This window comes from Streptomyces sp. NPDC057486 (assembly GCF_042802415.1).
Classification (GTDB): domain Bacteria; phylum Actinomycetota; class Actinomycetes; order Streptomycetales; family Streptomycetaceae; genus Streptomyces; species Streptomyces yanii.
In genome coordinates this window covers 19152-41861 of sequence record NZ_JBHVEE010000087.1, presented here as the reverse complement: position 1 = coordinate 41861, position 22710 = coordinate 19152, and the positions used below count along the sequence as shown (strand labels likewise).

At 72.7% G+C, this 22710-nt stretch carries 10 protein-coding genes; 1 reads left to right on the top strand and 9 read right to left on the bottom strand.

What is annotated here, in order from left to right; genetic code table 11:
- The 7 genes from ACFU6I_RS31820 to ACFU6I_RS31790 form a co-directional block, all read right to left on the bottom strand.
- The coding region (locus tag ACFU6I_RS31820; RefSeq protein ID WP_384372902.1) for an SDR family NAD(P)-dependent oxidoreductase at positions 1–12755 on the bottom strand (12755 nt) is incomplete at its 3' end.
- Between the two features lie 118 nt (positions 12756–12873).
- Positions 12874–14070, bottom strand: a complete 1197-nt coding sequence (locus tag ACFU6I_RS31815; protein ID WP_384372900.1) for a cytochrome P450 — start codon at positions 14068–14070, stop codon at positions 12874–12876.
- Entirely contained in the window at positions 14067–15377 is a 1311-nt protein-coding gene (locus tag ACFU6I_RS31810) for a methylaspartate mutase (RefSeq protein WP_384372898.1), read from the bottom strand. The genes ACFU6I_RS31815 and ACFU6I_RS31810 overlap by 4 nt, the downstream gene beginning before the upstream one ends.
- Entirely contained in the window at positions 15364–15783 is a 420-nt protein-coding gene (locus ACFU6I_RS31805; RefSeq protein WP_384372896.1) for a cobalamin B12-binding domain-containing protein, read from the bottom strand. The genes ACFU6I_RS31810 and ACFU6I_RS31805 overlap by 14 nt, the downstream gene beginning before the upstream one ends.
- A 71-nt stretch (positions 15784–15854) precedes the next feature.
- On the bottom strand, positions 15855–17093 hold the full coding sequence (locus ACFU6I_RS31800) for a type III PLP-dependent enzyme (protein ID WP_384372894.1): 1239 nt from the start codon (positions 17091–17093) through the stop codon (positions 15855–15857).
- Positions 17090–18607, bottom strand: a complete 1518-nt coding sequence (locus ACFU6I_RS31795; protein WP_384372904.1) for an AMP-binding protein — start codon at positions 18605–18607, stop codon at positions 17090–17092. Before ACFU6I_RS31795 ends, ACFU6I_RS31800 begins: the two co-directional genes overlap by 4 nt.
- Before the next feature lie 170 nt (positions 18608–18777).
- A complete protein-coding gene (locus tag ACFU6I_RS31790; protein WP_384372892.1) occupies positions 18778–20337 on the bottom strand; it encodes an AMP-binding protein in 1560 nt (519 codons plus the stop codon).
- Between the two features lie 137 nt (positions 20338–20474).
- Here ACFU6I_RS31790 and ACFU6I_RS31785 point away from each other — a divergent pair, with 137 nt between their 5' ends.
- A complete protein-coding gene (locus ACFU6I_RS31785) occupies positions 20475–20723 on the top strand; it encodes an acyl carrier protein (RefSeq protein ID WP_345509556.1) in 249 nt (82 codons plus the stop codon).
- Between the two features lie 4 nt (positions 20724–20727).
- Here the strand turns inward: ACFU6I_RS31785 and ACFU6I_RS31780 are convergent, their stop codons facing one another.
- Positions 20728–21675 carry an ACP S-malonyltransferase gene (locus tag ACFU6I_RS31780; RefSeq protein WP_384372890.1) on the bottom strand — a complete coding sequence of 316 codons (948 nt, stop codon included), beginning with the start codon at positions 21673–21675 and terminating at the stop codon, positions 20728–20730.
- 3 nt (positions 21676–21678) lie between these two features.
- Positions 21679–22599 carry a proline iminopeptidase-family hydrolase gene (locus ACFU6I_RS31775; RefSeq protein WP_384372888.1) on the bottom strand — a complete coding sequence of 307 codons (921 nt, stop codon included), beginning with the start codon at positions 22597–22599 and terminating at the stop codon, positions 21679–21681.
- Between the last annotated feature and the right edge of the window lie 111 nt (positions 22600–22710).

Below are 22710 nucleotides of genomic sequence, written 5' to 3'. Positions count from 1 at the left end.
CCGTCCAACACCGCACACACCGCATCAAAAGCCTCGGCGAACACAGGGAACGCCTCATACAACTCACGCCCCATACCGGCACGCTGCGACCCCTGACCCGAGAACACGAACGCCGTCTGTCCGCCCTTACGGACCTGCCCCCGTACAACGTCCGCCGATTGCGCCCCGGAGGCGAGAGCGGCGAGCGCGCGGGTGGCACTCCCGGAATCGGCGGCCAGCACGACCGCACGGTGGGCGAGAGCGGCGCGGGTCGTCGCCAGCGAGTAGCCCAGATCCTGGAGGGACGGTCCCGTCCCGGCCACCGTATGCGCGGTGATGTGCTCGACCAGACGCGCGGCCTGGGCCCGCAATGCCTCCTCGGTACCTCCCGCGACCGGCAGCGGAACAGGAGCAAGGGCCGGAACGGCAACGACCGGCAACCCGGCAACGGCGGGCAGGAGCGCCGGCGCCTCTTCGATGATCACGTGCGCGTTCGTGCCACTGATCCCGAACGAGGAGACCCCCGCACGACGGGGACGGTCACCCGGCTCCCAGGGCATCGCCTCCGTGAGCAACTCCACCGCACCCGCCGACCAGTCCACGTGGTGGGAGGGTTCGTCCACATGGAGGGTCCTGGGCAGCATGCGGTGGCGCAGGGACAGCACGACCTTGATGACCGCCGCGGCGCCGCCGGCCGCCTGGGCGTGGCCGATGTTGGACTTCACCGACCCGAGCCACAGCGGGTGGTCCGCCTCGCGCCCCTGGCCGTAGGTGGCCAGGAGTGCCTGCGCCTCGATCGGGTCGCCCAGCCGGGTACCGGAGCCGTGCGCCTCCACGGCGTCGACCTGGTCGGCGGTCAGACCGGCCGAGGCCAGGGCCGCGCGGATCACCCGTTCCTGGGAGGGGCCGTTGGGGGCGGTGAGCCCGTTGGAGGCGCCGTCCTGGTTGACCGCGCTGCCCCGCACCACGGCCAGGACCTGGTGCCCGTTGCGCCGCGCGTCCGACAAACGCTCCAGGAGCAGCAGGCCCGCTCCCTCGGCCCAGCCGGTGCCGTTGGCCGCGGCGGAGAAGGACTTGGCGCGTCCGTCGGGGGCGATGACACCCTGCCGGCTGGAGTCCACGAACAGGTCGGGGCTGGACAGGACGGTGACGCCGCCGGCCAGTGCCAGCGAGCACTCGCCGTTGCGCAGCGCCTGGGTGGCGAGGTGCAGGGCGACGAGTGAGGAGGAACAGGCGGTGTCGATGGTCATGGAAGGCCCTTCCAGGCCCATGACGTAGGAGACGCGGCCGGAGACGACGGCTCCTGAGCTGCCGTTGGCGAGGTACCCGGCGACGGCCGGGGGCGCGTCGTGCACGCGGCTGCCGTAGTCGTCGTACATCGCTCCGGCGAAGACACCGGTCTGGCTGCCACGCAGGGAGCTCGGGTCGATCCCGGCCCGCTCGATGGTCTCCCAGGCGGTCTCCAGCAGCAGCCGCTGCTGCGGGTCCATGGCCAGGGCCTCGCGCGGGCCGATCCCGAAGAACTCGGGATCGAACTCCGCCGCGCGATGGAGGAATCCGCCTTCGCGGCTGTAGGTCTTGCCGCGCCGTCCCGGCTCGGGGTGGTAGACGCCCTCGATGTCCCAGCCGCGGTTGGTGGGAAAGCCGGTGATCGCGTCGGTGCCGTCGGCGAGCAGCCGCCACAGGTCCTCGGGTGTCATCACGTCGCCGGGGTAGCGGCAGCCCATGCCGATGATGGCGACGGGTTCGTCGCGGGGGGCCGGCTCGGCCTTCGCCGCCGAGGCGGTGGCAGGGGCCGGAGGGGCCGATTCGACGATCCGGCTCTTGAGATACTCCGCGACGGCATGGGCCGTGGGGTGGTCGAAGACCAACGTGGCGGGCAGTGTCAGGCCGGTCGCCGAGCCGAGCAGGTTGCGCAGTTCCACCGCCGCGAGCGAGTCGAAGCCCAGCTCCTTGAAGGCACGTCCGGCGTTCACGTCCGCGGCGCTCTCGTGGCCCAGGACCGTCGCGACATGGGTGGCGATCAGTTCGATCAGCGCCTGGTCGCGTTCGGCCTCGGTGAGCCGGGACAGGCGCCGCGCCAGGTGCGACTCCTGCCCGGCGGACGTCCCGGTGGATGCTCCGGCAATTGCGGTGCGCCGCCGGGAGGCGGCGGCCGGTACGCGGGCGGATGTGAAGCCGCGCAGCAGCGCGGGCAACTCGTCGGTGCGGGCCTTCACGGCGGCCGTGTCGATCCGCAGCGGTGCGACGACCGGTTCCGTGGTCCGCAGCGCCTCGTCGAACAGGGCCAGCGACTCCCGCGCGTCGAGCGCCGGCACACCGAGGCGCGCCATGCGCCGGAGGTCGTCGGCGCCGAGTTCGCCGCCCAGTCCGGTGTTCTCCGCCCACAGGCCCCAGACGAGGGAGGTCGCGGGCAGACCGGCCGCGTGACGGTGTTCGGCGAGTGCGTCGAGGAAGGAATTGGCGGCGGCGTAGTTGCCCTGTCCGGCCGCCAGCACCGTGCCGCCCGCGGAGGAGAAGAGGACGAAGGCTGCCAGGTCCCGGTCCCGGGTCAGCTCGTGGAGGTTCCACGCACCGTCGATCTTGGGCCGCAGGACCGTGGCGAGCTGACCGTCGGTCAGCGTGCCGACCAGTCCGCCGTCGGCGGTGCCGGCCGCATGGACGACAGCGGTCAGCGGGTGCTCGGCCGGTATCCCGTCCAGTACGGCGGCCAGCGCGGCCCGGTCGGCGGCATCGCAGGCGGCGATCGCCACCGAGGCCCCGAGGGCGGTCAGTTGGTCACGAAGTTCGTCGGCTTCGGGGGCGTCCGGTCCGCGTCGGCTGGTGAGCACCAGGTGGCGGACGCCGTGTGCGGTCACCAGGTGGCGTGCCACCAGACGGCCGATACCGCCGGTGCCGCCCGTGACCAGCACGGTTCCTCCCGGGGCGAGCGCGGCGGGCGCGGGCCCGGCCGCTGCCGTGAAACGGGCCAGCCTCGGTACCCGGACGGCGGAACCGCGGACGGATGTCTCCGGTTCGCCCGACGCCAGGGCGGCCATGAGCGTCTCGGGGAACGCGTCCTCCGCGTCCACCAGGAGGATCCGTCCCGGGTGCTCGGCCTGGGCGGCGCGCAGCAGCCCCCACACCGGGGTCGAGGCCGGGTCGGGGGCCCCCTCCGGGGACACGGCGCCCCGGGTCAGCGCCACCAGGCGAGCGCCGTCGAAGCGGGCGTCGGCCAGCCACGCCCGCACCGTACGAAGGGCGTCGGCGGCCCGGGCCCGGGCCCGGGCGGGGACGTCGGCGCGGTCGTCCCCGGCGGGTGTCCGGCAGTCGAGGACCACGGTGTCCGGTACGGGCGTGCCCGCCTCTACGGCGGCGATGAGCGCGTCGAAGTCCTCGTGGACGCGCTGCGCCGGGACGAGGCGGCGAAGGGCGTCGGACGCCGGCGACGCCGGTCCCTCCACCTTCCCGGCAACTCGGGTGCCGATCACAGCCCATCCGTCGACGGGATCCGTCCGGGTGGCCCCCGTTCCGGTGGCGGGCAGGGGGTGCCACTCGACCCGGTGGAGTGAGGCGCCGGAGCCGTCGTCGGCGGTCCGGGCGGGCGGCTGTCCGGCGACCGGCCGCGAGACCAGGGACTCGACGGCGGCGACGGCCCTGCCGTCGCGGTCCGCGATCTCGATCGTGGAGACCTCGTCCCCGCTGACGCGGGTGATCCTGACGCGCAGTTCGGTGGCTCCGGCCGCGTACAGCGTGACCCCGTTCCAGACGAAGGGCAGCAGCGTCGCGCCGTCCGGGTCGGTGAGCAGGTCGGCGTGCATCGCGGCGTCCAGCAGGGCCGGGTGCAGGCCGTAGGAGGTGGCGGTCCGGGCAGTGGTCTCGTCCGCCTCGATCTCGGCGAACACCTCGTCGCCGCGCCGCCATGCGGCCCGCAGCGCCCGGAAGGCAGGTCCGTAGTCGTAGCCCCGCTCGCGCAGGGTCGAGTACGCCCCTTCGAGGTCGATCGGCTCGGCGTCCGCGGGCGGCCAGTGGGCGAGGTCGAAGGATTCCGGACGGCTCTCCTCGGCGAGTACACCGGCGGCGTGGCGCGTCCACTCCTGCTCGGCCGGGGCATCGTCCGGACGGGTGTACACCGCCAGGGAGCGTCTTCCCCGCTGGGCGGGGCCGACCACCACCTGGAGGGCGACGCCGCCGGTGGCGGACAGCGCCAGGGGTGCCTCCAGCGTCAGTTCCTCGACGGTTCCGCAGCCGACCTGGTCGCCCGCCCGGACAGCGAGTTCGACGAAGCCGGTACCCGGCAGCAGGATCTCGCCGCGCACGACATGGTCGGTCAGCCACGGCTGGCTCCGGGCGGACAGCCTGCCGGTGAGCACCACGGTGTCGGCGCCCGGGAGCGCCACGACCGCCCCGAGTACGGGGTGTCCGGCGGCGAGTTGGCCCAGTCCGGCAGCGTCCGTGGCGGGCACGGCGTCCAACCAGAAGCGGCGGTGCTGGAAGGCATAGGTGGGCAGGTCGATCGGGGTTCCGCCGCGGCCGAGCAGGGCAGGCCAGTCGACGGGGACGCCGCGTACGTACAGTGCGCCAACGGCGGTGAGGGCCCCGGTCGGTTCGGGCCGATCGCGCCGGGTCAGGGGGGCGAAGTGGAGGTCCGGGCGGTCCTGGAGGGCATCGGTGCACAGGGCGGTCAGAGCACCGCCAGGACCCAGCTCCAGGAACGTGGTGGCTCCCTCGTCCACGAGCCGCAGCACCGCGTCGTGGAAGCGGACCGGCCTGCGCGCGTGAGACACCCAGTAGCCCGGGTCGCACAACTCCTCGGCCGTGGCCACCGCGCCCGTCATCGTGGACACGATCGGGATCTCCGGCCGGTGGTAGGTGAGTCCTTCGGCCACCTCCCGGAACTCGCCCAACATCGGCTCCATCAACGGCGAGTGGAAGGCGTGACTGACCGTCAGGCGACGAACCCGGCGGCCCCAGCCACGCACCTCCTGCGCCACCGACTCCACCACCGAGGCCTCACCCGACACCACCACCGACACCGGACCATTGACCGCCGCCACACCAGCCCGGCCCCCGACCCCGGCCAGCAACGGCAACACCTCCGCCTCACCAGCCTCCAACGCCACCATCGCACCACCCGACGGCAACGCCTGCATCAGGCGACCACGAGCCACCACCAACGCACAGGCATCCTCAAGGGACCAGACACCCGCCACATGCGCGGCCGCGAGTTCACCGACCGAATGCCCAGCCACGAATCCCGGCACCACGCCCCAGGACTCCAGCAGCCGGTACAACGCCACCTGCACCGCGAACAACGCCGGCTGCGTAAACCCCGTCCCATCCAACAACACCGCGTCCGCACTGCCCTCCAGCGCAAACACCACATCCCTCAACGAACGCCCCACACGCCCGTCCAACACCGCACACACCGCATCAAAAGCATCGGCGAACACAGGGAACGCCTCATACAACTCACGCCCCATACCGGCACGCTGCGACCCCTGACCGGGGAAGAGGAAGGCGAGCGTGCCGTCGTTCTCGGTCCCAAGAGGCGTCCCGGGCGGTGTCTCGCCGACCGCCAGTGACTCCAGACCGCGCAGCAGTCCGGCGTGGTCGGCGGCGATCAGTGTGGCCCGGTGTTCGAGGGCGGCGCGGGTGGTGGCGAGGGAGCGGGCGAGTTCGCCGAGGTCCGTCCCGGGCCGTTCCTCCAGGAAGGAGCGCAACCGAGCGGCCTGGCCGCGGAGTGCGGCGGGGCCGCGCGCGGAGAGCACGTACGGCAGGACGGGCAGGCGCGGTTCCCCCGAGTCCTGCTCCCGTGTCTCCGGGCGGGCGAGGTCGGACGCGGGAAGCGCCTGCTCGACGATGACGTGGGCGTTGGTGCCGCTGATACCGAAGGAGGAGACGCCGGCCCGGCGGGGGCGGCCGTTCTCCGGCCATTGACGGAGCTCGGTCAGCAGCCGCACCTCGCCCGCCGACCAGTCCACTTGGTGCGACGGCTCGTCGATGTGCAGGCTCCTGGGCAGGACGCCGTGGCGCATCGCCATGACCATCTTGATGATGCCCGCCACACCGGCGGCCGCCTGGGTGTGGCCGATGTTGGACTTCACCGACCCCAGCCACAGGGGACGGCCCTCGGGGCGGTCCTGCCCGTAGACAGCCAGCAGCGCCTGCGCCTCGATCGGGTCGCCCAGCCGGGTTCCGGTGCCGTGTCCCTCGACGGCGTCCACGTCGCCGGGTGCTGCTCCGGCCTCGGCCAGGGCCTGCCGGATGACACGCTGCTGAGCGAGGCCGTTGGGCGCGGTCAGACCGTTGGAGGCACCGTCGTGGTTGACCGCGGAGCCGGGGACGACGGCCAGGACGCGGTGTCCGTTGCGATGGGCGTCGGAAAGGCGCTCGACGAGGAGCACGCCCACGCCCTCGCCCCAGCCTGTGCCGTCGGCGGCAGCCGAGAAGGACTTGCACCGTCCGTCCGCGGCAAGCCCGCGCTGCCTGCTGAAGTCGATGAACGTGTCGGGGGTGGACATCACCGTCACGCCGCCGGCCAGTGCCAGCTCGCACTCGCCGCGACGCAGCGACTGGACCGCCCAGTGCAGGGCGACCAGCGAGGACGAGCAGGCGGTGTCCACCGTGACCGCAGGACCCTGAAGACCGAGCGCGTAGGCGACCCGGCCGGAGACGACACTGGCGAGGCTTCCGTTACCGAGGTAGCCGGCCATGTCCTCGGGCACGGTGCCGAGCCTGGTGCCCCAGTCGTGGTACATGACACCGGCGAACACACCGGTGCCGCTGCCGCGCAGCGAGCGCGGATCGATGCCGGCCCGCTCCAGCGCCTCCCAGGAGACCTCCAGCAGCAGCCGCTGCTGCGGGTCCATGGCCTGCGCCTCGCGCGGGCCGATCTCGAAGAACTCCGCGTCGAACTCGGCCGCGTCGTACAGGAACCCGCCCTCGCGGGCGTAGCTCCTGCCCGGTGTGCCGGGTTCGGGGTCGTAGACGGCGTCGAGGTCCCAGCCGCGGTCGGTGGGGAACCCTCCGACGGCGTCGGTTCCGTCGGCGAGCAGCCGCCACAGGTCCTCGGGGGAGGTGACTCCGCCGGGATAGCGGCAGGCCATGCCGACGATGGCGATGGGTTCGTCCTCCACGGCGGGCCCGGCGGGTGCCGGGGCCGCGGGCCGTTCGTCCTCCGGCCGGTCGGCGAGCAGTCGCAGGATGTGGTCGGCCAGGTGCTGCGGTGTCGGGTGGTCGAAGACGAGCGTGGCGGGCAGCCGCAGCCCGGTGATCGTGTTGAGCGCGTTGCGCAGGTCGACGGCGGCCAGGGAGTCGAAGCCGAGGTCGGTGAAGGGCCGCCGGGGGTTGACGGTGTCCTGGTCGGTGTGTCCGAGGACCTTGCCGACCTGGGTGCGCACCAGTTCCGTGACGGCCCGCTCTCGGTGGGGTCCGGTCAGTTCCGCCGGGGGCCACACCGGCGGGAGTCCGCCGGGGGCGGTCCGCGTTCCGGCCGGGTGGCGGGCCGGTGCCGGGGCGAGGTCCCGCAGCAGGCCGGGCACTCCGTCGGCGCGGGCCCGCAGGGCGGCGGGATCGACCCGGACCGGTACCAGGGCCGGTTCTCGGGTACGGAGAGCGGCGTCGAGGGCGGCGAGGCTCTCCTCGACGGTCAGCGGGGCGAGCCCCAGGCGGTCGATGCGGCGCCGTCCGGCCTCCTCCAGGCGGCCGCCCATGCCGGTGCCGCCGGACCACAGCCCCCAGGCGAGGGAGAGCGCGGGCAGGCCGAGCGAGGCCCGGTGGGCGGCCAAAGCGTCCAGGAAGACGTTGGCGGCGGCGTAGTTGCCCTGTCCGGCACCGTCGACGAGACCGGCGGAGGAGGAGAAGAGGACGAAAGCGGCTGGGTCCAAGTCCCGGGTCAGCTCGTGGAGGTTCCACGCGCCGTCGACCTTGGGACGCATGACGGTCTCCAGCCGGTCCGCGGTGAGCGCGCCGGTCAACGCGTCGTCGAGCACACCAGCGGTGTGCACCACGGCGGTCAGCGGGCGCTCGGCCGGTATCCCGTCCAGTACGGCGGCCAGTGCCGCACGGTCGGCGACGTCACAGCCTCTGACGTCCACCGTGGCGCCCAGTTCCCGCAGTTCGTCGGTGAGCGGTCCTGCGCCTGGGGTGTCCGTGCCGCGCCGGCCCAGCAGCAGCAGGTGGCGGACGCCGTGCGCGGTCACCAGGTGCCGGGCCACGAGCGCCCCGAGTCCACCGAGGCCGCCGGTGACCAGCACGGTGCCGTCCGGGTTCCAGGCGGCCGGGCCCTCGGCGGGGTCCTGGGCCGGGTCCTGGGCGTACCGGGTGAGCCGCGGTGCGAGCAGGGCGCCGCCGCGACTGCGGAGTTCGGGCTCTCCGGTGCCGAGGGCGGCGTGCAGGGCGCGTGACGACAGGGGGGCGTCGTCGAGGTCGAGCAGGACGATCCGGCCCGGGTGCTCCGTCTGCGCAGAGCGCACCAGGCCGTGCACGGGGGCCGCGGCCAGGCCGGCGGGCGTGGCCGCTTCGGCGCTGCGGGTGACGACCACCAGCCTGGAGTCGGCGAACCGTTCGTCGGCGAGCCACTGCCGGAGCGTGTCGAGGACCCGGAGGGACACCTCCCGCACCGCGTCCGGCACCCCGGAGGGGCCGGTGCCGGGAGTGGCGGCGACGGGCAGCAGCACGATGCCGGGCACTCGCGAGGCCGCCAGGGACTCCAGGTCCGGGTGGGGATCGGCGTCGAGGCCGAGGGGGTCGGGCCCGATCAGCGCCGGGCGCTCGCCGTCGGCGGCCGTGGAGGGGGCGGCGGGGAACCAACGGACGGTGTGCAGCGGGTCGTCCGCGGGGGCGGTGAGCGCGCCGGGCGCCACGGGCCGGGTGCGGAAGGACTCGGCCGAGGCCACCGGTGTACCGGCCGGGTCGGTCAACAGCAGCGAGACCCCGCCGGACGGGAGCGAGGTGATGCGGGCGTGCACCTCGCGGGAGCCCGCGGCGTGCGAGCGGATCCCGGTCCAGGCGAAGGGGAGGCGGATCTGCTCCGGCTCGCGTGCCTCGCCCTCGGCGAAGTCCGTGGCGTGCAGGACGGCATCGAGTAGCGCGGGGTGGATACCGAAGGCGGAGGCGTCGGGGACCGCTTCCTCGGGGAGCACGACGTGCGCGTAGACGTCGGTGCCGTGCCGCCAGACGGCTTTGAGCCCGTGGAAGGCCGGGCCGTAGCCGTAGCCCTGGTCGGCCAGCTTCTCGTACAGGCCGTCGATGTCGACGGGGCGGGCGCCCTTCGGTGGCCGGCCGGGACCGGGCAGTCCACCGGTCTCGGTGTGGCCGGCGGACCGGCGCGGCAGTACGGGCCCGGCCGCGTCGGCGGTCAGGGTGCCGGTCGCATGGCGGGTCCACACGGCGGCCCGGGTGTCGCCCTCGGGGCGTGCGTAGAAGTCCACGGGGCGGCTTCCGGCCCCGTCGGGGACGCCGACGACGGCCTGGAGGACGACACCGCCCGTCCGCGGCAGCACCAGGGGGGTGTGGAGGGTGAGTTCCTCGACGACCGTGCAGTCGGTGTGTCCGGCCGCGTGCAGGGCCATGTCCACGAAGGCGGTGGCGGGCAGCAGCACAGTTCCGGAGACGGTGTGGTCGGCCAGCCAGGGCTGCGAGTTGAGGGCGATGCGGCCGGTGAGCACGATCCCGTCGTCGTCCGCGCGGCGGACGACGGCGGCGAGCAGCGGGTGCCCCGACGCGGTCTGGCCCAGTCCCGTGGGGTCGTCGTGTCCGCGGGGGGCGTCGAGCCAGAAGCGCCGACGCTGGAAGGGGTAGGTGGGCAGGTCGATGATGCGTCCGCCGTGTTCGGCCCAGTAGGCGTGCCAGTCGACCGTGGCGCCCCGGGTGTACGCCGTTCCCAGGGCGGAGAGCAGGGTGTGTTCCTCCGCGGAGTCCCGGCGCAGCGTGGGGCCGCACACCAGGTCGTGGCCGGGCAGGCAGTCGGCGGCCAACGCGGACAGCACCGGGTCGGGTCCCAGTTCCAGGCAGGTGGTGGCACCGGCCTGGGCCAGGGCACGTAGCCCGTCGGCGAAGCGGACGGTCCCGCGGACCTGGCGGACCCAGTAGTCGGGCTCGCACATCTCCCGTGGTCCGGCGGGACGGCCGGTCAGGTTGGAGACGACCGGGATGCGGGGCTCGTGGTACTCCACGACCTGCAGGACCCGGCGGAACTCGTCGAGCATCGGCTCCATCAGCGCCGAGTGGAAGGCGTGCGAGACCCGCAGCCGCTGCGTCCCGCGGCCCCGGTCCGTCAGTTTCCGGTCGAGGGCGGCCACCGCTCCCTCGTCACCGGAGACGACCACGGATGAGGGCCCGTTGACGGCGGCGATGTCCAGTCCGTCACCGAGCAGCGGCAGGACCTCTTCCTCCCCGGCCCGCACCGCGAGCATGGCTCCGCCCGCGGGCAGCGCCTGCATCAGCCGACCGCGGGCCGCCACCAGTGTGCAGGCGTCCTCCAGGGACCACACACCCGCGACATGGGCGGCGGCGAGCTCGCCGATGGAATGACCGAGCAGCAGGTCGGGCGTCACGCCCCAGGACTCCAACAGCCGGAACAGCGCCACCTCCACCGCGAAGAGCGCGGGCTGGGCGTACTCGGTGCGGTCGAGCAGGGCCTGGTCGGTTCCGAACAGGACGTCCGTCAAAGGCTGTTCGAGCTGGACGTCGAGGTGGGCGGCGGCCTCGGCGAAGGCCTCGGCGAAGACGGGGTGGGCGCGGTGGAGTTCCCGGCCCATGGCGAGGCGCTGGGCGCCCTGCCCGGTGAAGAGGAAAGCCAGCCGGCCTCCGGTCGCGGTGCCGGTGACCGTGCCGGGGCCGGTGTCCCCGTCGGCGAGGAGTTCCAGTCCGCGCAGGGCCTCCTCGGCGTCCGCGGCGACGACGACGGCGCGCTGCTCCAGGGGGGCCCGGGTGATGGCGAGGGACCGCCCGAGGTCGGCGGGGGTCGCGCCGTCCCGTACCAGGGTGCTCAGTCGGCGGGCCTGGGCGCGCAGGGCCATCTCGTTCTTCGCCGTGACAGGGATGGCCACGGCCGTCGGGGTGGCGGCGGGCGCGTGGTCCGTGTCGTCGGCCGGTGCCGTGGCCGGGACCTGTTCGAGGATCAGGTGGGCGTTGGTTCCGCTGACTCCGAAGGAGGAGACGCCCGCCCGGCGCGGGCGCCCGTCGGCCTCCCAGGGGCGCGGCTCGGTGAGCAGTTCCACCGCGCCCGCCGACCAGTCCACGTGGGGTGACGGTTCGTCGACGTGCAGGGTCCGGGGCAGCACCTCGTGCCGCATCGCCATGACCATCTTGATGACGCCCGCGACACCCGCCGCCGCCTGGGTGTGCCCGATGTTCGACTTGACGGACCCCAACCACAGCGGGGAGTCCTCGGACCGCTCCTGGCCGTAGACGGCCAGGACGGCCTGGGCCTCGATCGGGTCGCCCAGCCGTGTTCCGGTGCCGTGCGCCTCCACCGCGTCGACCTGGTCGGGGGTGAGGCCGGCGTCGGCCAGCGCCCGTCGGATGACGCGCTGCTGGGAGGGGCCGTTCGGCGCGGTCAGACCGTTGGAGGCGCCGTCCTGGTTGATCGCGGAACCGCGTATCACGGCGAGGACGCGGTGCCCGTTGCGCAGGGCGTCGGAGAGCCGTTCCAGGACGAGGATGCCCGCCCCTTCCGCGAACCCGGTGCCGTCGGCGGCCGCGGCGAAGGCCTTGCAGCGCCCGTCGGGAGCCAGCCCGCGCTGCCGGCTGAACGCGGTGAAAGTACCGGGACCCCCCATCACGGCGACGCCGCCGGCCAGCGCCAGCGGGCACTCGCCGCGGCGCAGCGACTGCACGGCCAGGTGGAGGGCCACCAAAGAGCCGGAGCAGGCGGTGTCGACGGTGAGCGTGGGACCCTCGACGCCGAGCGTGTAGGCGACCCGGCCGGAAACGACGCTGGGAGCGTTGCCCGTGAGCAGGTAACCGTCCAGGCCCGCGGGTGCCTCGTGCAGCCGCGGCCCGTACTCCTGCGCCTCGGCACCGACGAACACGCCGGTGGGTGTGGCGCGCAGCGAGGCGGGGCTGATACCCGCCCGTTCCAGGGCCTCCCAGGAGGTCTCCAGCACCAGCCGCTGCTGCGGGTCCATCGCGGACGCCTCGCGCGGGCCGATGCCGAAGAAGTCCGCGTCGAACTCGGCGGCGTCCGGGAGGAAGCCGCCGACGCGCACATAGCTGGTGCCCGGGGTGTCGGGGTCCGGTGAGTACAGCGCGTCGAGGTTCCAGCCGCGGTCGGTGGGGAACGGGGAGAGGACGTGGCCGCCGCCCTCGACGAGCCGCCACAGGTCCTCGGGCGAGCCGACGCCGCCCGGGTAGCGGCAGCCGATGCCGATGACGGCCACCGGTTCGTCGTCGGCCGGCGTCGTTCCGGTGGCGGCGGGCTCCCCGGTGTCCTCTCCGAGGATGTCGGCCCTCAGTCTGCGGGCCACCGCTGCGGGCGTGGGGTGGTCGAAGGCGAGGGTGACGGGCAGCGGCAGGCCGGTGTCGGCGGTCAGCCGTGTGTGCAGGGCGACGGCGGCCAGGGAGTCGAACCCCAGGTCGCGGAAGGCGGTGCCGGGGTCCACCGCCTGCGGTGCGTCGGGGAGGACATCGCGGAGCACGGCGATGGTGCGATCGTGCACGAAGCCGAGCAGGAACCGGTCCTGCTCGTCGGGTCCCAGTTCCGCCAGCAGACGTGCGAGAGCCGATTCCTGGTCTGTTGCTTCCCGCGACGCCGTGGCGTCCTGGGCCGAAGAGATGTGAGTCTCGCTCATTTCCGCTCTCCACTGGTCTGGCAGGCAGATGGGCCGGCGTGCACGTCCGGGGGTCATGGTCGCCGTCAGGTGTTCGGGGGCGCCTCGTGGCCGCCTCGGGTGTCCGGGAGCCGGTGGCTCACCAGGCGAGGCGGAGCCGGGACGGGCCGCGCACGATCACCCCGTACTTCCACTCCACGCCCTCCGGGCCGTCGGCGAACCGCAGCTCCGGAAAGCGTTCGAGGAGGGCCTTCAGCGTCTCCTGGAGTTCGAGCCGGGCGAGCTGGGCGCCGATGCAGTGGTGCGGGCCGTGCCCGAACGCCACATGAGGGTTGTGACTGCGGGTGATGTCGAGGCGCTCGGGGTCCTCGAAGACCTCGGGGTCGCGGTTGGCCGCGTGCAGCGCGGGCAGTACGGGGTCGCCGGCCCGTACCACGGTGCCCCCGAGGGACACGTCCTCCAGGGCGTACCGGGCAAACATGGCGGCGGTGTTGATGGGCACGTATCGCATCAGCTCGTCGACGGCGCTGGGCAGCAACTCCGGTTCGCTGCGGAGCAGTTCGAGCTGGTCGGGGTGGGTCAGCAGGGTGAAGACGAAGCTGGGCAGGGCGGAGGAGACCGTCTCCACGCCGCCGGTGAGGAGGCCGGCCCCGGCGATGGAGATCAGCTCGTCCTCGGTGAGCCTGTCGCCGTTGTCCCGGGCGTAGACGAGCGCGCCGAGCAGGTCGTCGGTGGGCTCCTCCCGGCGCTGGGCGACCAGGCCCGCCATGTACTCCTCGAGCTTGCCGCCGACCTCGTACAGCACGTCGCCCTTGGCGGTGGAGTCGTCGGTCAGCCCCTCGGTCCACTCACGGAAGATGTGGTGGTCCTCGAAGGGCACCCCGAGCAGGTCGCAGATGACGGTGACGGGAAGCGGCCTGGCGAAGCCCTCGACGAGGTCGGCGGGCCGCCCGGCGGCCGTCATCCCGTCGATCAGCCGATGGCTCAGTTCCCCGATGGACGAGCGCAGTTGCTCGACGCGGCGCGCGGTGAACGCCTTGCCGGCGAGCCGGCGCAGCCTGGTGTGGTCCGGCGGGTCCATGCCCATGATGCCGTCGCCGGTCAGTTCCCTGCGCATCCGCGGCTGGTCGAGGCCCTGGGCCACGGCACGGCTGAACCGTGGGTCCGTCATCACGAGCTTGACGTCAGCGTGCCGGGTGGCGAGCCAGGCGGGTTCCCCGAAGGGCAGCTTGACCCGGCTCAGCGGCTCCTCCGCCCGCAGTCGCGCGTACAGGGGCGAGATGCCGATCTCGTGCATCTCGAAGGGGTAGGGGCGGACTTCGGTACCGGTCGTCATACCGGCTCCTCCTCGGGGACCGTGCGCCCGCGGGCGTTCACCGGGCGGCGGGCGCGGTTCTCCAGCGCCTCCGCGTCGAACTTGTTCTGGACGTGGGAGAGCGCCTGCATCAGTTCGGTGGACCCGACCGGCCGGGCGCGGCGCCCCTCGGTGACGCCGGCCAGGGGCAGGGAGCCGATGGCGGCCCAGCCCAGCCGTCCGTCGGTGTCGATGCGGCTGCGGCTGCGTCCGGCGTTGTCGGGGTGGACGCAGTAGGGGATGTCGAGGATGCCCCGGCCGAACGCCTGGACCAGGGCCCGCCCGATGTCGGGGTGACAGTCGAGCACGGCGTCGATCAGCGCGCGGGCCTCGCGGTAGGTCTGGCTGTCGGTGCCGGCCGGCGGGACGGCCGGGGGCGTGGTGGCGCGGGCCGCGGCGGCGGCGTGCTCCAGCGCGGCCACGTTCTCGGCGACCACGGGGATACGGTGGGACTCGGCGGCGGTCTTGACGACGAGCCGCTCGGAGCCGGTGTCCACCGCAAGCCGGGCCGCCTGCGCGAGCAGGGCGAAGGCACCCTCGGCCGTCCTCGGGTACAGGCCCATGTAGGTGTAGACGACGACATGCCAGTCCACCGTCGGGGGCAGCGACTCCGCGCAGAGGGCACGCAGGGCCGCGACGGCCTCCCGGTCCTGATCCGGACTGGTCTGCTGGGCGTAGCTGACGGAGATGCTGCGAAGCCCGTACTGATGGAAGAACAGCGCCTCCAGGACGCTGAGCGCGACGAGCAGACTGGGGGGACACAGCTGGCCCATCATGCAGCCGCCGAAGGTCTCCAGGTGGGGCTCCACACCGAAGTCGCAGCGCTCCAGCAGCAGTTCGCAGGAGCGGGCCCAGTTGTGGACGGACTCCTCCAGCGGGGTGCGGCCGTACGGCAGGCAGTAGGAGACCGGGCCGCCCTCCGTGGCGTGCAGTCCCGCGGCGGTGAGGGCCGCGACGATGGCCTGCGGCCGGGCGGAGCCGTGGCGGACCTGGACGGGGAACTCCTCCGGCCGCAGTCCCTCGAGGACCCGGCGGGTGGTCGACGGCTCGTGGTTGACCAGGGGGTAGCCGTTGAGGCCGATGCCCTCGCGCAGCGCGCGCCCCACGGACTCCAGGTCGCCGACCCTCGTGTAACTGTCGAGGGTGATGGTGCCGACCGTGGTGGCATCGGCGCCCCGGGTGGCGAGCAGCCCCGAGCGCATCAGAGCCGGGTCGGAGTACCCCATCCGCGGCTGCACCACCAGCGCGCCCCGTCGGTGGCACCCGCGTACGAACTCACCCAGATTCACAGCCCGTCCTCCCGGACAGCGAGGCGGCGAAGGTGCGGAACAAGGCGATGTTGTCCGCACCGTCGTCGAAGACCGCGTCGAAGCCGGCCTTCAGCAGGTCGTCGACGTACCGGCGGCTCGCCTCGCCGACGACGCCCAGCTTGCCGCCGATGACGACGGGGACGTCGCGCAGCTCGGGGTGGCCGCGCAGCCTGCCGATGACCCGCATCCCGTCCTGGTAGCCGTGCCCGTTGATGCTGCTGATGACCACCATGAGGGGCTGCCGGCCGAGGGTCTCGGACAGCAGCAGTTCGTCGGGCACGCAGGCGCCCAGGTTCACGACGTCGTAGCCGAGTTCCTCGATGAGCAGTTGCAGGAAGACCAGGTTCCAGGTGTGCGAGTCGGATGCCAGGCTGCTGACGATCACGGTCCGATCGTGCCGGTCGCCCCGTGCCGTCGGTGGCACGGGGCTGCGGTGGTCCAGGCTGTGCGAGCCGGTCACCCGAGTGCCGCTTTCACCGGCTCGTGGACCCGGCGCGGTTCCAGCCGGGACACCGACACCACCTCGCCGCCGCGGAGCACCACCTCGGTGGGCACGGGCCGGCTGAGGAAGCCCATCAGGCTGGCCGTGACCCCGTACGCACCGGCGTTGGGCACAGCGACGACGTCACCGGGCTCCAGGGAGGGCAGCGGTATGTCGCGTCCCAGGGTGTCGCCGGGGGTACACAGCGGGCCTACCAGGCTCGCCGTCAGGTCGCCCACCGGGCCCTCGACGCCCACCGCGGCCGGCAGCAGCCGGCCGAGACCGGAGAGCCCTCCCACGGCGTTGATCCCGGTGTCCAGGATGACGAAGGTACTGCCCCTGCTCTCCTTGATGTTGACCACACGGGTCAGCAAGGTTCCGCTGTCCCCCACCAGGTACCGGCCCGACTCGCAGGCGAGCCTCGGGGCACCGTGGCGCCAGCGCGGCAGCCGTTCGTCGAGCAGCCGCTCCAGCTCGGCCCTGAGCCTTCCGTACACCGCCCGCCGGCCCGGCACTGCGTACGGGGAGGCGAAGCCGCCTCCGATGTCGAGGTATTCCAGGGGCATCCCGGCCTCGTGTTCCAGCCGCGTCGCGAGGTCGACGGCGTGCGCCAGCTCGGCGATCAGCCCGGACTCGTCCTTGGCGTTGCTCATGGTGAACAGGTGAGCGCCAACGATCTGGGTGCCGGGGACGGCGAGCAGGTCCGGCATCAAGCCGGGCAGGGTCTCGCTGTCGATGCCGAACTGGGACGGTCGGCCGGTCATCCTGATGCTGGTGTTCGCGCTTCCGGTCGCGCCGTTGACGCGCAGCAGGCAGCGGACAGTGACGCCGTACCGGGTGGCATGCGCGCCGATGCGGCGCAGGTCGCCGGGGGACTCGACCGAGAACAGGCGGACTCCGGCGGCCAGCGCGTGGTCCAGTTCGGTGTCGGTCTTGCCCGGGCCCGTGTAGAGGCACTCGTCCGCCGGGTGCCCGGCGGCGAGCGCGACGGACAGTTCCCCGACGGAGCTGATCTCCGCCCGGCAGGGCCGGCCGGGACCCTCGCGCAGCGCGCGGGTCAGCTCGGGATGGGGATTCGCCTTGAGCGCGTAGTAGAGATCGAACCCCTCGGGCAGCGCCTCGAACAGATCCCCGCGGGCGGCGTCCACCCGGTCCAGGTCGTAGACGTAGAGCGGGGTTCCGTAGCGCTCGGCCAGTTCGGCGTGCGTGCTCAACCCTCGGTACCTTCCAGAAGCGGGAGAAGTTCCCTGACGGCGTTCTTGCCGTGCGCGGTGAGCGGAAAGGTGTCGACCACGCGGCAGACGACGGGTACCTTCGCGGGCTCCAGGCGCTTGGCGAGTTCCTTCAGCACGGTGTGCGGCGGGAGATCGGTCTCCACGCAGAGGGCGAGGTCACGGTCTCCGCTGGGTGGTATGGCTCCAGCCGCGCGGACTCCGGGGATGTCCATGGCGGCGGCCTCGATCTCCAGGGTGCTCATCCGGATGCCCCTGCGCTTGAACATGTCGTCGCGCCGGCCCTCGAAGTACAGGTAGCCGTCCTCGTCGAGCCGGCCGAAGTCCCCGGTGTGCAGGCGCGGTTCACCGTCCGGACCGGGACGGAAGGTGCGCGCGGTCAGCTCGGGCGCGCGCCAGTAGCCGAGCATCACATGCGGGCCGGTCACCACGATCTCGCCGGACTCGCCGACCGGCAGCTCCCGTCCCTCCTCGTCCAGGATCAGCACTCGGGTGCCGGGCAGCGGGCGGCCGACCGAGTCGGGGCGCTGATGCTCCTCGTCCGGCGGCATGACGGAGACCCGCTTGCACTCGGTCTGGCCGAACTGGCGGACGATCCGGGCCCCGGGGAAGGCCGCGCGCAGCTTGTCGATTGTGGCCTGGGGAAGAGCGGCACCGGTGTTGGTGAACAACCTCACCGGGGCGGTGTGTTCCGGGTCGCGCTCGGCGAGGGTGGCGATCATCGTGGCCAGTGACGGGACGATCGGCACTACTGTGGCACCGACCTCGTGCATGCGGCGCAACAGGACCAGGTCGGACTCACCGCCGGCGAGGACTATCTCGGAGCGTCCCAGGCAGGACAACAGCACCTTGTACAGGCCGTAGTCCCAGGACATCGGGAAACGGCAGAAGACGACGTCGTCCTGCCGGTAGCCGAGTTCGGCGTTGATGGCCGCCGCCGCGAAGGTGACCCGGCCGTGCGGTCCGATCACGCCCTTGGGGGCGGCGGTGCTGCCGGACGTGTAGACGAGGACCGCGACGTCCTCGGGGCCGGTCCCGGCCGGCTCCGCGCGGGCGTCCCGGGCGCGGAAGCCCTCCACCTCGCTCCACACGGAGCCGAAGCCATGCACGGGGACTGCGGCGGCGGACCGCACCGTCCCGACGGCCTCGTCGGAGGCGACCACCAGCCGGGGTTCGGCGTTCTCCACGACCGAGCTCAGGTGGAAGGCCTTCATCGCGGGGTTGAGCGGAACGAAGATGGCACCCCGGCGGGAGACGCCGTAGAAGAGGGCGACCAGTTCGCGGGTGGTCGGCAGTTGCACCACCACCCGGTCGCCGGGGCGCACTCCCTCGGCCCGCAGCCACGCCTCCACGGCGTGGCTGTACTCGGCCAAAGTGTCGTAGTCCCAGACCCCGTCGTCGTCCCGCACCGCCGGAGACAACGGGAATTCGGCGACCGCGTCGTCCAGCAGTGCGTGAATGAGCTGATCCTGCCGAGGTACGTTCACCACGTCCATTGCCGCGCTCCAGCCTGCCTGGCGAATGTCTGCGCCCATATGTCGATCCGCTTTGTCGATCCGCCGAAAATCACCGGCCGAGAATCCTTCCCTGTGTTTTCCCCGCCCGTTTTCCTCGGCGGTCCGGAAACTACAGCACCGCGAACCCGGAGCCCCACCCCTAACGGCCTCTAATGTGCGGACGCTTCCGGAACGGCCCGTCCGTGACGGGCGAGGAGTTCCCCGGCCCGGGCGGTGAGCGCGGACCTGTCGACCTTCCGGTTGGGGTTGAGGGGAAGCACGTCCAGATGCCGGTAGTGACGGGGTACCACCCCTTCCGGGAGGGTCCGGCGCAGGCCGCGGGCGAGCTCCGCCGGAGGCGTAGGGGTGCCTGTGTAGAAGGCGAAGAGCTCGGTGCCCGAGTCCGTCGCGACGCCCACCGTCGCGGCCTCCTCCACACCGGGGCAGGCCCGAAGGGCGTGGTCGACCTCGGCGAGCTCGACCCGCCAGCCGTGCACCTGGACCTGCGTGTCCAGCCTTCCCAGGTAGAGCAGTTCCCCGTCCTCCAGCCGCCGCACCCGGTCGCCGGTGCGGTACCAGACCAGGGCGTCGTGGTGCAGGAAGCGGTCCCGCCCGTCGTCCGGGTCCAGGTAGCCGGGGGTGAGCTGCGGGCCGGTCACGCACAGCTCCCCCTCGTCGGCCGCGGGGCGCCCGTCCCCGTCCAGGAGCAGCAGTTCGTGGCCCGGGTGCGGGGCCCCGACGGGCACCACGCCGTTGACGGCCCGGCGGGGCGAGACGTCCGCGGACCAGCGGTGCGCGGTCACGGTGACGGTCAGCTCCGTCGGCCCGTACAGGTTCTCCAGCGCCGAGGCGGGCGCGGCGCGCTCCCAGTCCGCGGCGTCGCCGCACTGCAGCGCCTCGCCGGCGAAGAAGCTCCAGCGCAGGGCGGGTATGGAGGCGGCACCGAGCCGGCCCGTCCTGCGGACCAGGCCGATGGCGCTGGGAGTGGAGAACCACACGGTGATGCGGCGCTCGGCGAGGAAGGTGGGCAGGTCGCGGTAGGCCGGCGCGGGCACGGCCACCAGCCGTGCGCCGGCGCCCCAGGCGCAGAACATGTCGAACAACGCGCAGTCGAAGTTGAGGTCGAAGGTCTGTGAGAAGGCGTCGCCGGGGCCGAAGTCGTAGCGCTCGTCCAGCAGCCGGAAGTAGTGGTCGGTGCCGCCGTGAGTGACGACCACGCCCTTGGGTCGTCCGGTCGACCCCGACGTGAACAGCAGGAAGGCCGGGTCCCCCGGCCCCACCGACCGCGGCCGGGCCAGGGCGTGGCCCGGTTCCGGCACGAGCGTCCCGGGGCCGCCCTCGGGGGCGAGGACGTCGACGGGGGCGCGGCCGGCTGTCAGTGCGGGCAGTGCCTCCGCCCCCGCCCGGTCGGCCACCACGGCGGTGGCTTCGGAGGCGTCGAGCATCCGGCGGGTGCGGTCCTGAGGGAAGTCGGGCCGCAGCGGCACCACCGCGGCGCCGGCGTACAGCGCGGCCAGGATGCCGGTGTAGGCGGTGGTTCCCTTGCCGGCGAGCACCCCTACGGTGCGAGCCCCTGCCCGTACCAGCGCTCCGGCCCACAGCAGGGCCCGGCGGTGCGTCTGCGCGTAGGTCGGGGCCTCGGTCCCGACCTCGAACGCCGGGGCGTCCGGGGAGCGCTCGAGCCCTCGCAGGAAACGCGCGTGCAGTGCGGGCCCGGTGTCCGTGTCCATATCCTCGTTCTCCGCTGCGGTGAGGGTGTTTTAGGGGTCGGTTCGGGTCGAACTGTCCTTGACCTCGCCGGTACGTTGCTGAGCCGAGCAATCCGGCTTCGCATTCCGCGCGGCGGCTCGTGATTCATGGAGCTGAAATGTGGGACAACTCGTACGAGGAGATTCTGCGGAAGCACCTTCCCTTCCTGCCGGGCGAGGAAGAGCTGGAAATGGAGACCGTTCTTCGCGATTACGGTCTCGACTCGCTTTCCATGGTGGAGTTGCTCTCCGTGCTGGAGGGCTCCTACGGGATCAGGTTCGCGGAGGACGCGCTGACACTGGAGACCTTCGAGACCGCGGGGTCGCTGTGGCGGGCCTTGGAAGGGTCCCTCCAGTCAGCGGACTGAGCCGTCACTGAACGGCCGCCCGGCGCCGCGGCCGCAGCGCGAGCTGCGGCCCCGCGGCGACGACCTCGAAGTTCTCCTTTGTGCACGCCACCCTGGAGAACAGGCTGTCCGGGCCGGCCACGCACACCGTGCCCACGCCCAGTTCGCGCAGCGAGGCCACGACGGTCGGCCAGCGCAGCGGCCGGACGAAGCCGTCCAGAAGCATGGTGCGCACGTCGTCGGCGGAGCGCACCAATGTGCCGTCCTGGTCGGTCACCAGGGGCAGGGCCGGATCGGCGAAGTCCAGCTCGGCCAGCACCTCCTCCTCGGCCCTGCGCCTCAGCTCGCCGAAGGCGGGCGAGTGCATCGGGGGTCGCATGGTGTAGAGGGTGAGGCCCCCCATGGCCCGTACCTTCCGGTCCAGCCAGTCCACGTTCCGCTCGCGCAGGGTCACCATGTAGAAGTCGTGGTCGATGTGGCAGGAGACGTCGCACCACTCGCCCCGGCCGCGCAGTTCCTCCAGCGCCTCGCTCACCTGCTCGCCCGGGGTCCGCACGAAGGAGCACGTCACCACGTCCCGGTGCTCGGTGGCGAAGTACTCCTCCATGCAGCGCGCCAGCCGAGCGGTCATCCACACCGCGTCCTCGAAGGGCAGGGCTCCCGTGTGGGCGATCGCCGTCTTCGCCCCGAAGCTGGCCCCGGTGCACACCTCGGGTGCGACCCCCAGTTCCCGCTCCGCCCACTCGGCCAGGGCGAGGCAGTTCACCAGGAACGCCGCCTGGGCGTACGCCGAGTAGTCCCCCGGCGTCTCACGGAACCGGTCGACCAGGGAATAGCCGAGCCGCGCGTCGGCAGCCGCGACCAGTCGGCGCGCGTAGGGGTTGAGCAGCATGAACTTTCCGACGTCCGCGAACCGTGTCGGCCCCATGCCGGGAAACACCATCGCGGTGCCCGGTCGCGTCGCGCTCTCCATGTGTCACTGCCCTTCCTGCTCGGCGGTGCCGAGGCTCCTCAAGTACTCGACCAGGACGGCCCGGAAGCGCTCCGGTTCCTCCAGGTGCGGCATGTGGCTGGACTCCTCGAACAGTTCCCAGCGCGCTTGGCGGACGAGTTCGTGGTAGGGCCTGACCGTCGCGGGCGTGGCCTCGTCGTACCGCCCCGAGACGATCAGGGTCGGCACCTCGATGTCGGGCAGGAACTCCTCGACCGACCAGTCCTTCAGTGTTCCGGTGACATGGAACTCGCTCGGCCCGTTCATCATCGAGTAGACAGTGGGGTTGCCGGCCGTCTCCATGAACGACGCCTGGTAGTCGCGCGGCCAGGGCACGATCCGGCACACGTGCCGGTCGTAGAAGACCCGCATGGCCCGGAAGTACTCCTCGGTGTCGGTCGTTCCCGCCGCCTCGTGGCGGCGCAGTGTCGCGTCGACCTCTGGCGGCAGGTCGGCCCGCAGCCTCTCCATCTCGGCGCGCCACAGCACGTACGAGGCGGGCGCGTTGGCGATGACCAGTCCGCGCAGGCCGGGCGGGCGTGAGGCGGCGTGCCGGGCAGCCAGCATCCCGCCCCAGGACTGGCCGAACAGCACATAGTCGTCGGCGACGCCCAAGCCCCGCAGCAGGTTCTCCAACTCGGCCAGGAACAGCTCGACGGTCCAGAAGTCCGCGCCACGGTCAGGCAGATGGCTGGAGCCGCCGTTGCCGAGCTGGTCGTAGTGGACCACCGGCCAGCCCTCATGTGCCAGGGTGCACAGGCTCAGCAGGTAGTCGTGGGTGCTGCCGGGGCCGCCGTGCACGGCGACGACGGCCGGCCTCCCCCTGCCGGGTTGGCCGGTCACCCGGTACCACGTCCGGAACTCCCCGAAGGGCAGCCACCCCTTGGCTGTCGCCGCGACCGCCATCCCGTTCCCTCCCGTCGGCCGTACCGCGTCACCATGTCTAGCCAGCGAAGGGCACCGGCACCAACCCCTAAGGGGCCCATAGGGGCTGGTGCCGCCCCTGCCTCACCGGGA

Coding starts and splice junctions, on each gene's coding strand:
- ACFU6I_RS31780 (WP_384372890.1), bottom strand. CDS start 21,675: ATGGAGAGCGCGACGCGACCGGGCACCGCGATGGTGTTTCCCGGCATG.
- ACFU6I_RS31795 (WP_384372904.1), bottom strand. CDS start 18,607: ATGGACGTGGTGAACGTACCTCGGCAGGATCAGCTCATTCACGCACTG.
- ACFU6I_RS31790 (WP_384372892.1), bottom strand. CDS start 20,337: ATGGACACGGACACCGGGCCCGCACTGCACGCGCGTTTCCTGCGAGGG.
- ACFU6I_RS31785 (WP_345509556.1), top strand. CDS start 20,475: ATGTGGGACAACTCGTACGAGGAGATTCTGCGGAAGCACCTTCCCTTC.
- ACFU6I_RS31815 (WP_384372900.1), bottom strand. CDS start 14,070: ATGACGACCGGTACCGAAGTCCGCCCCTACCCCTTCGAGATGCACGAG.
- ACFU6I_RS31775 (WP_384372888.1), bottom strand. CDS start 22,599: ATGGCGGTCGCGGCGACAGCCAAGGGGTGGCTGCCCTTCGGGGAGTTC.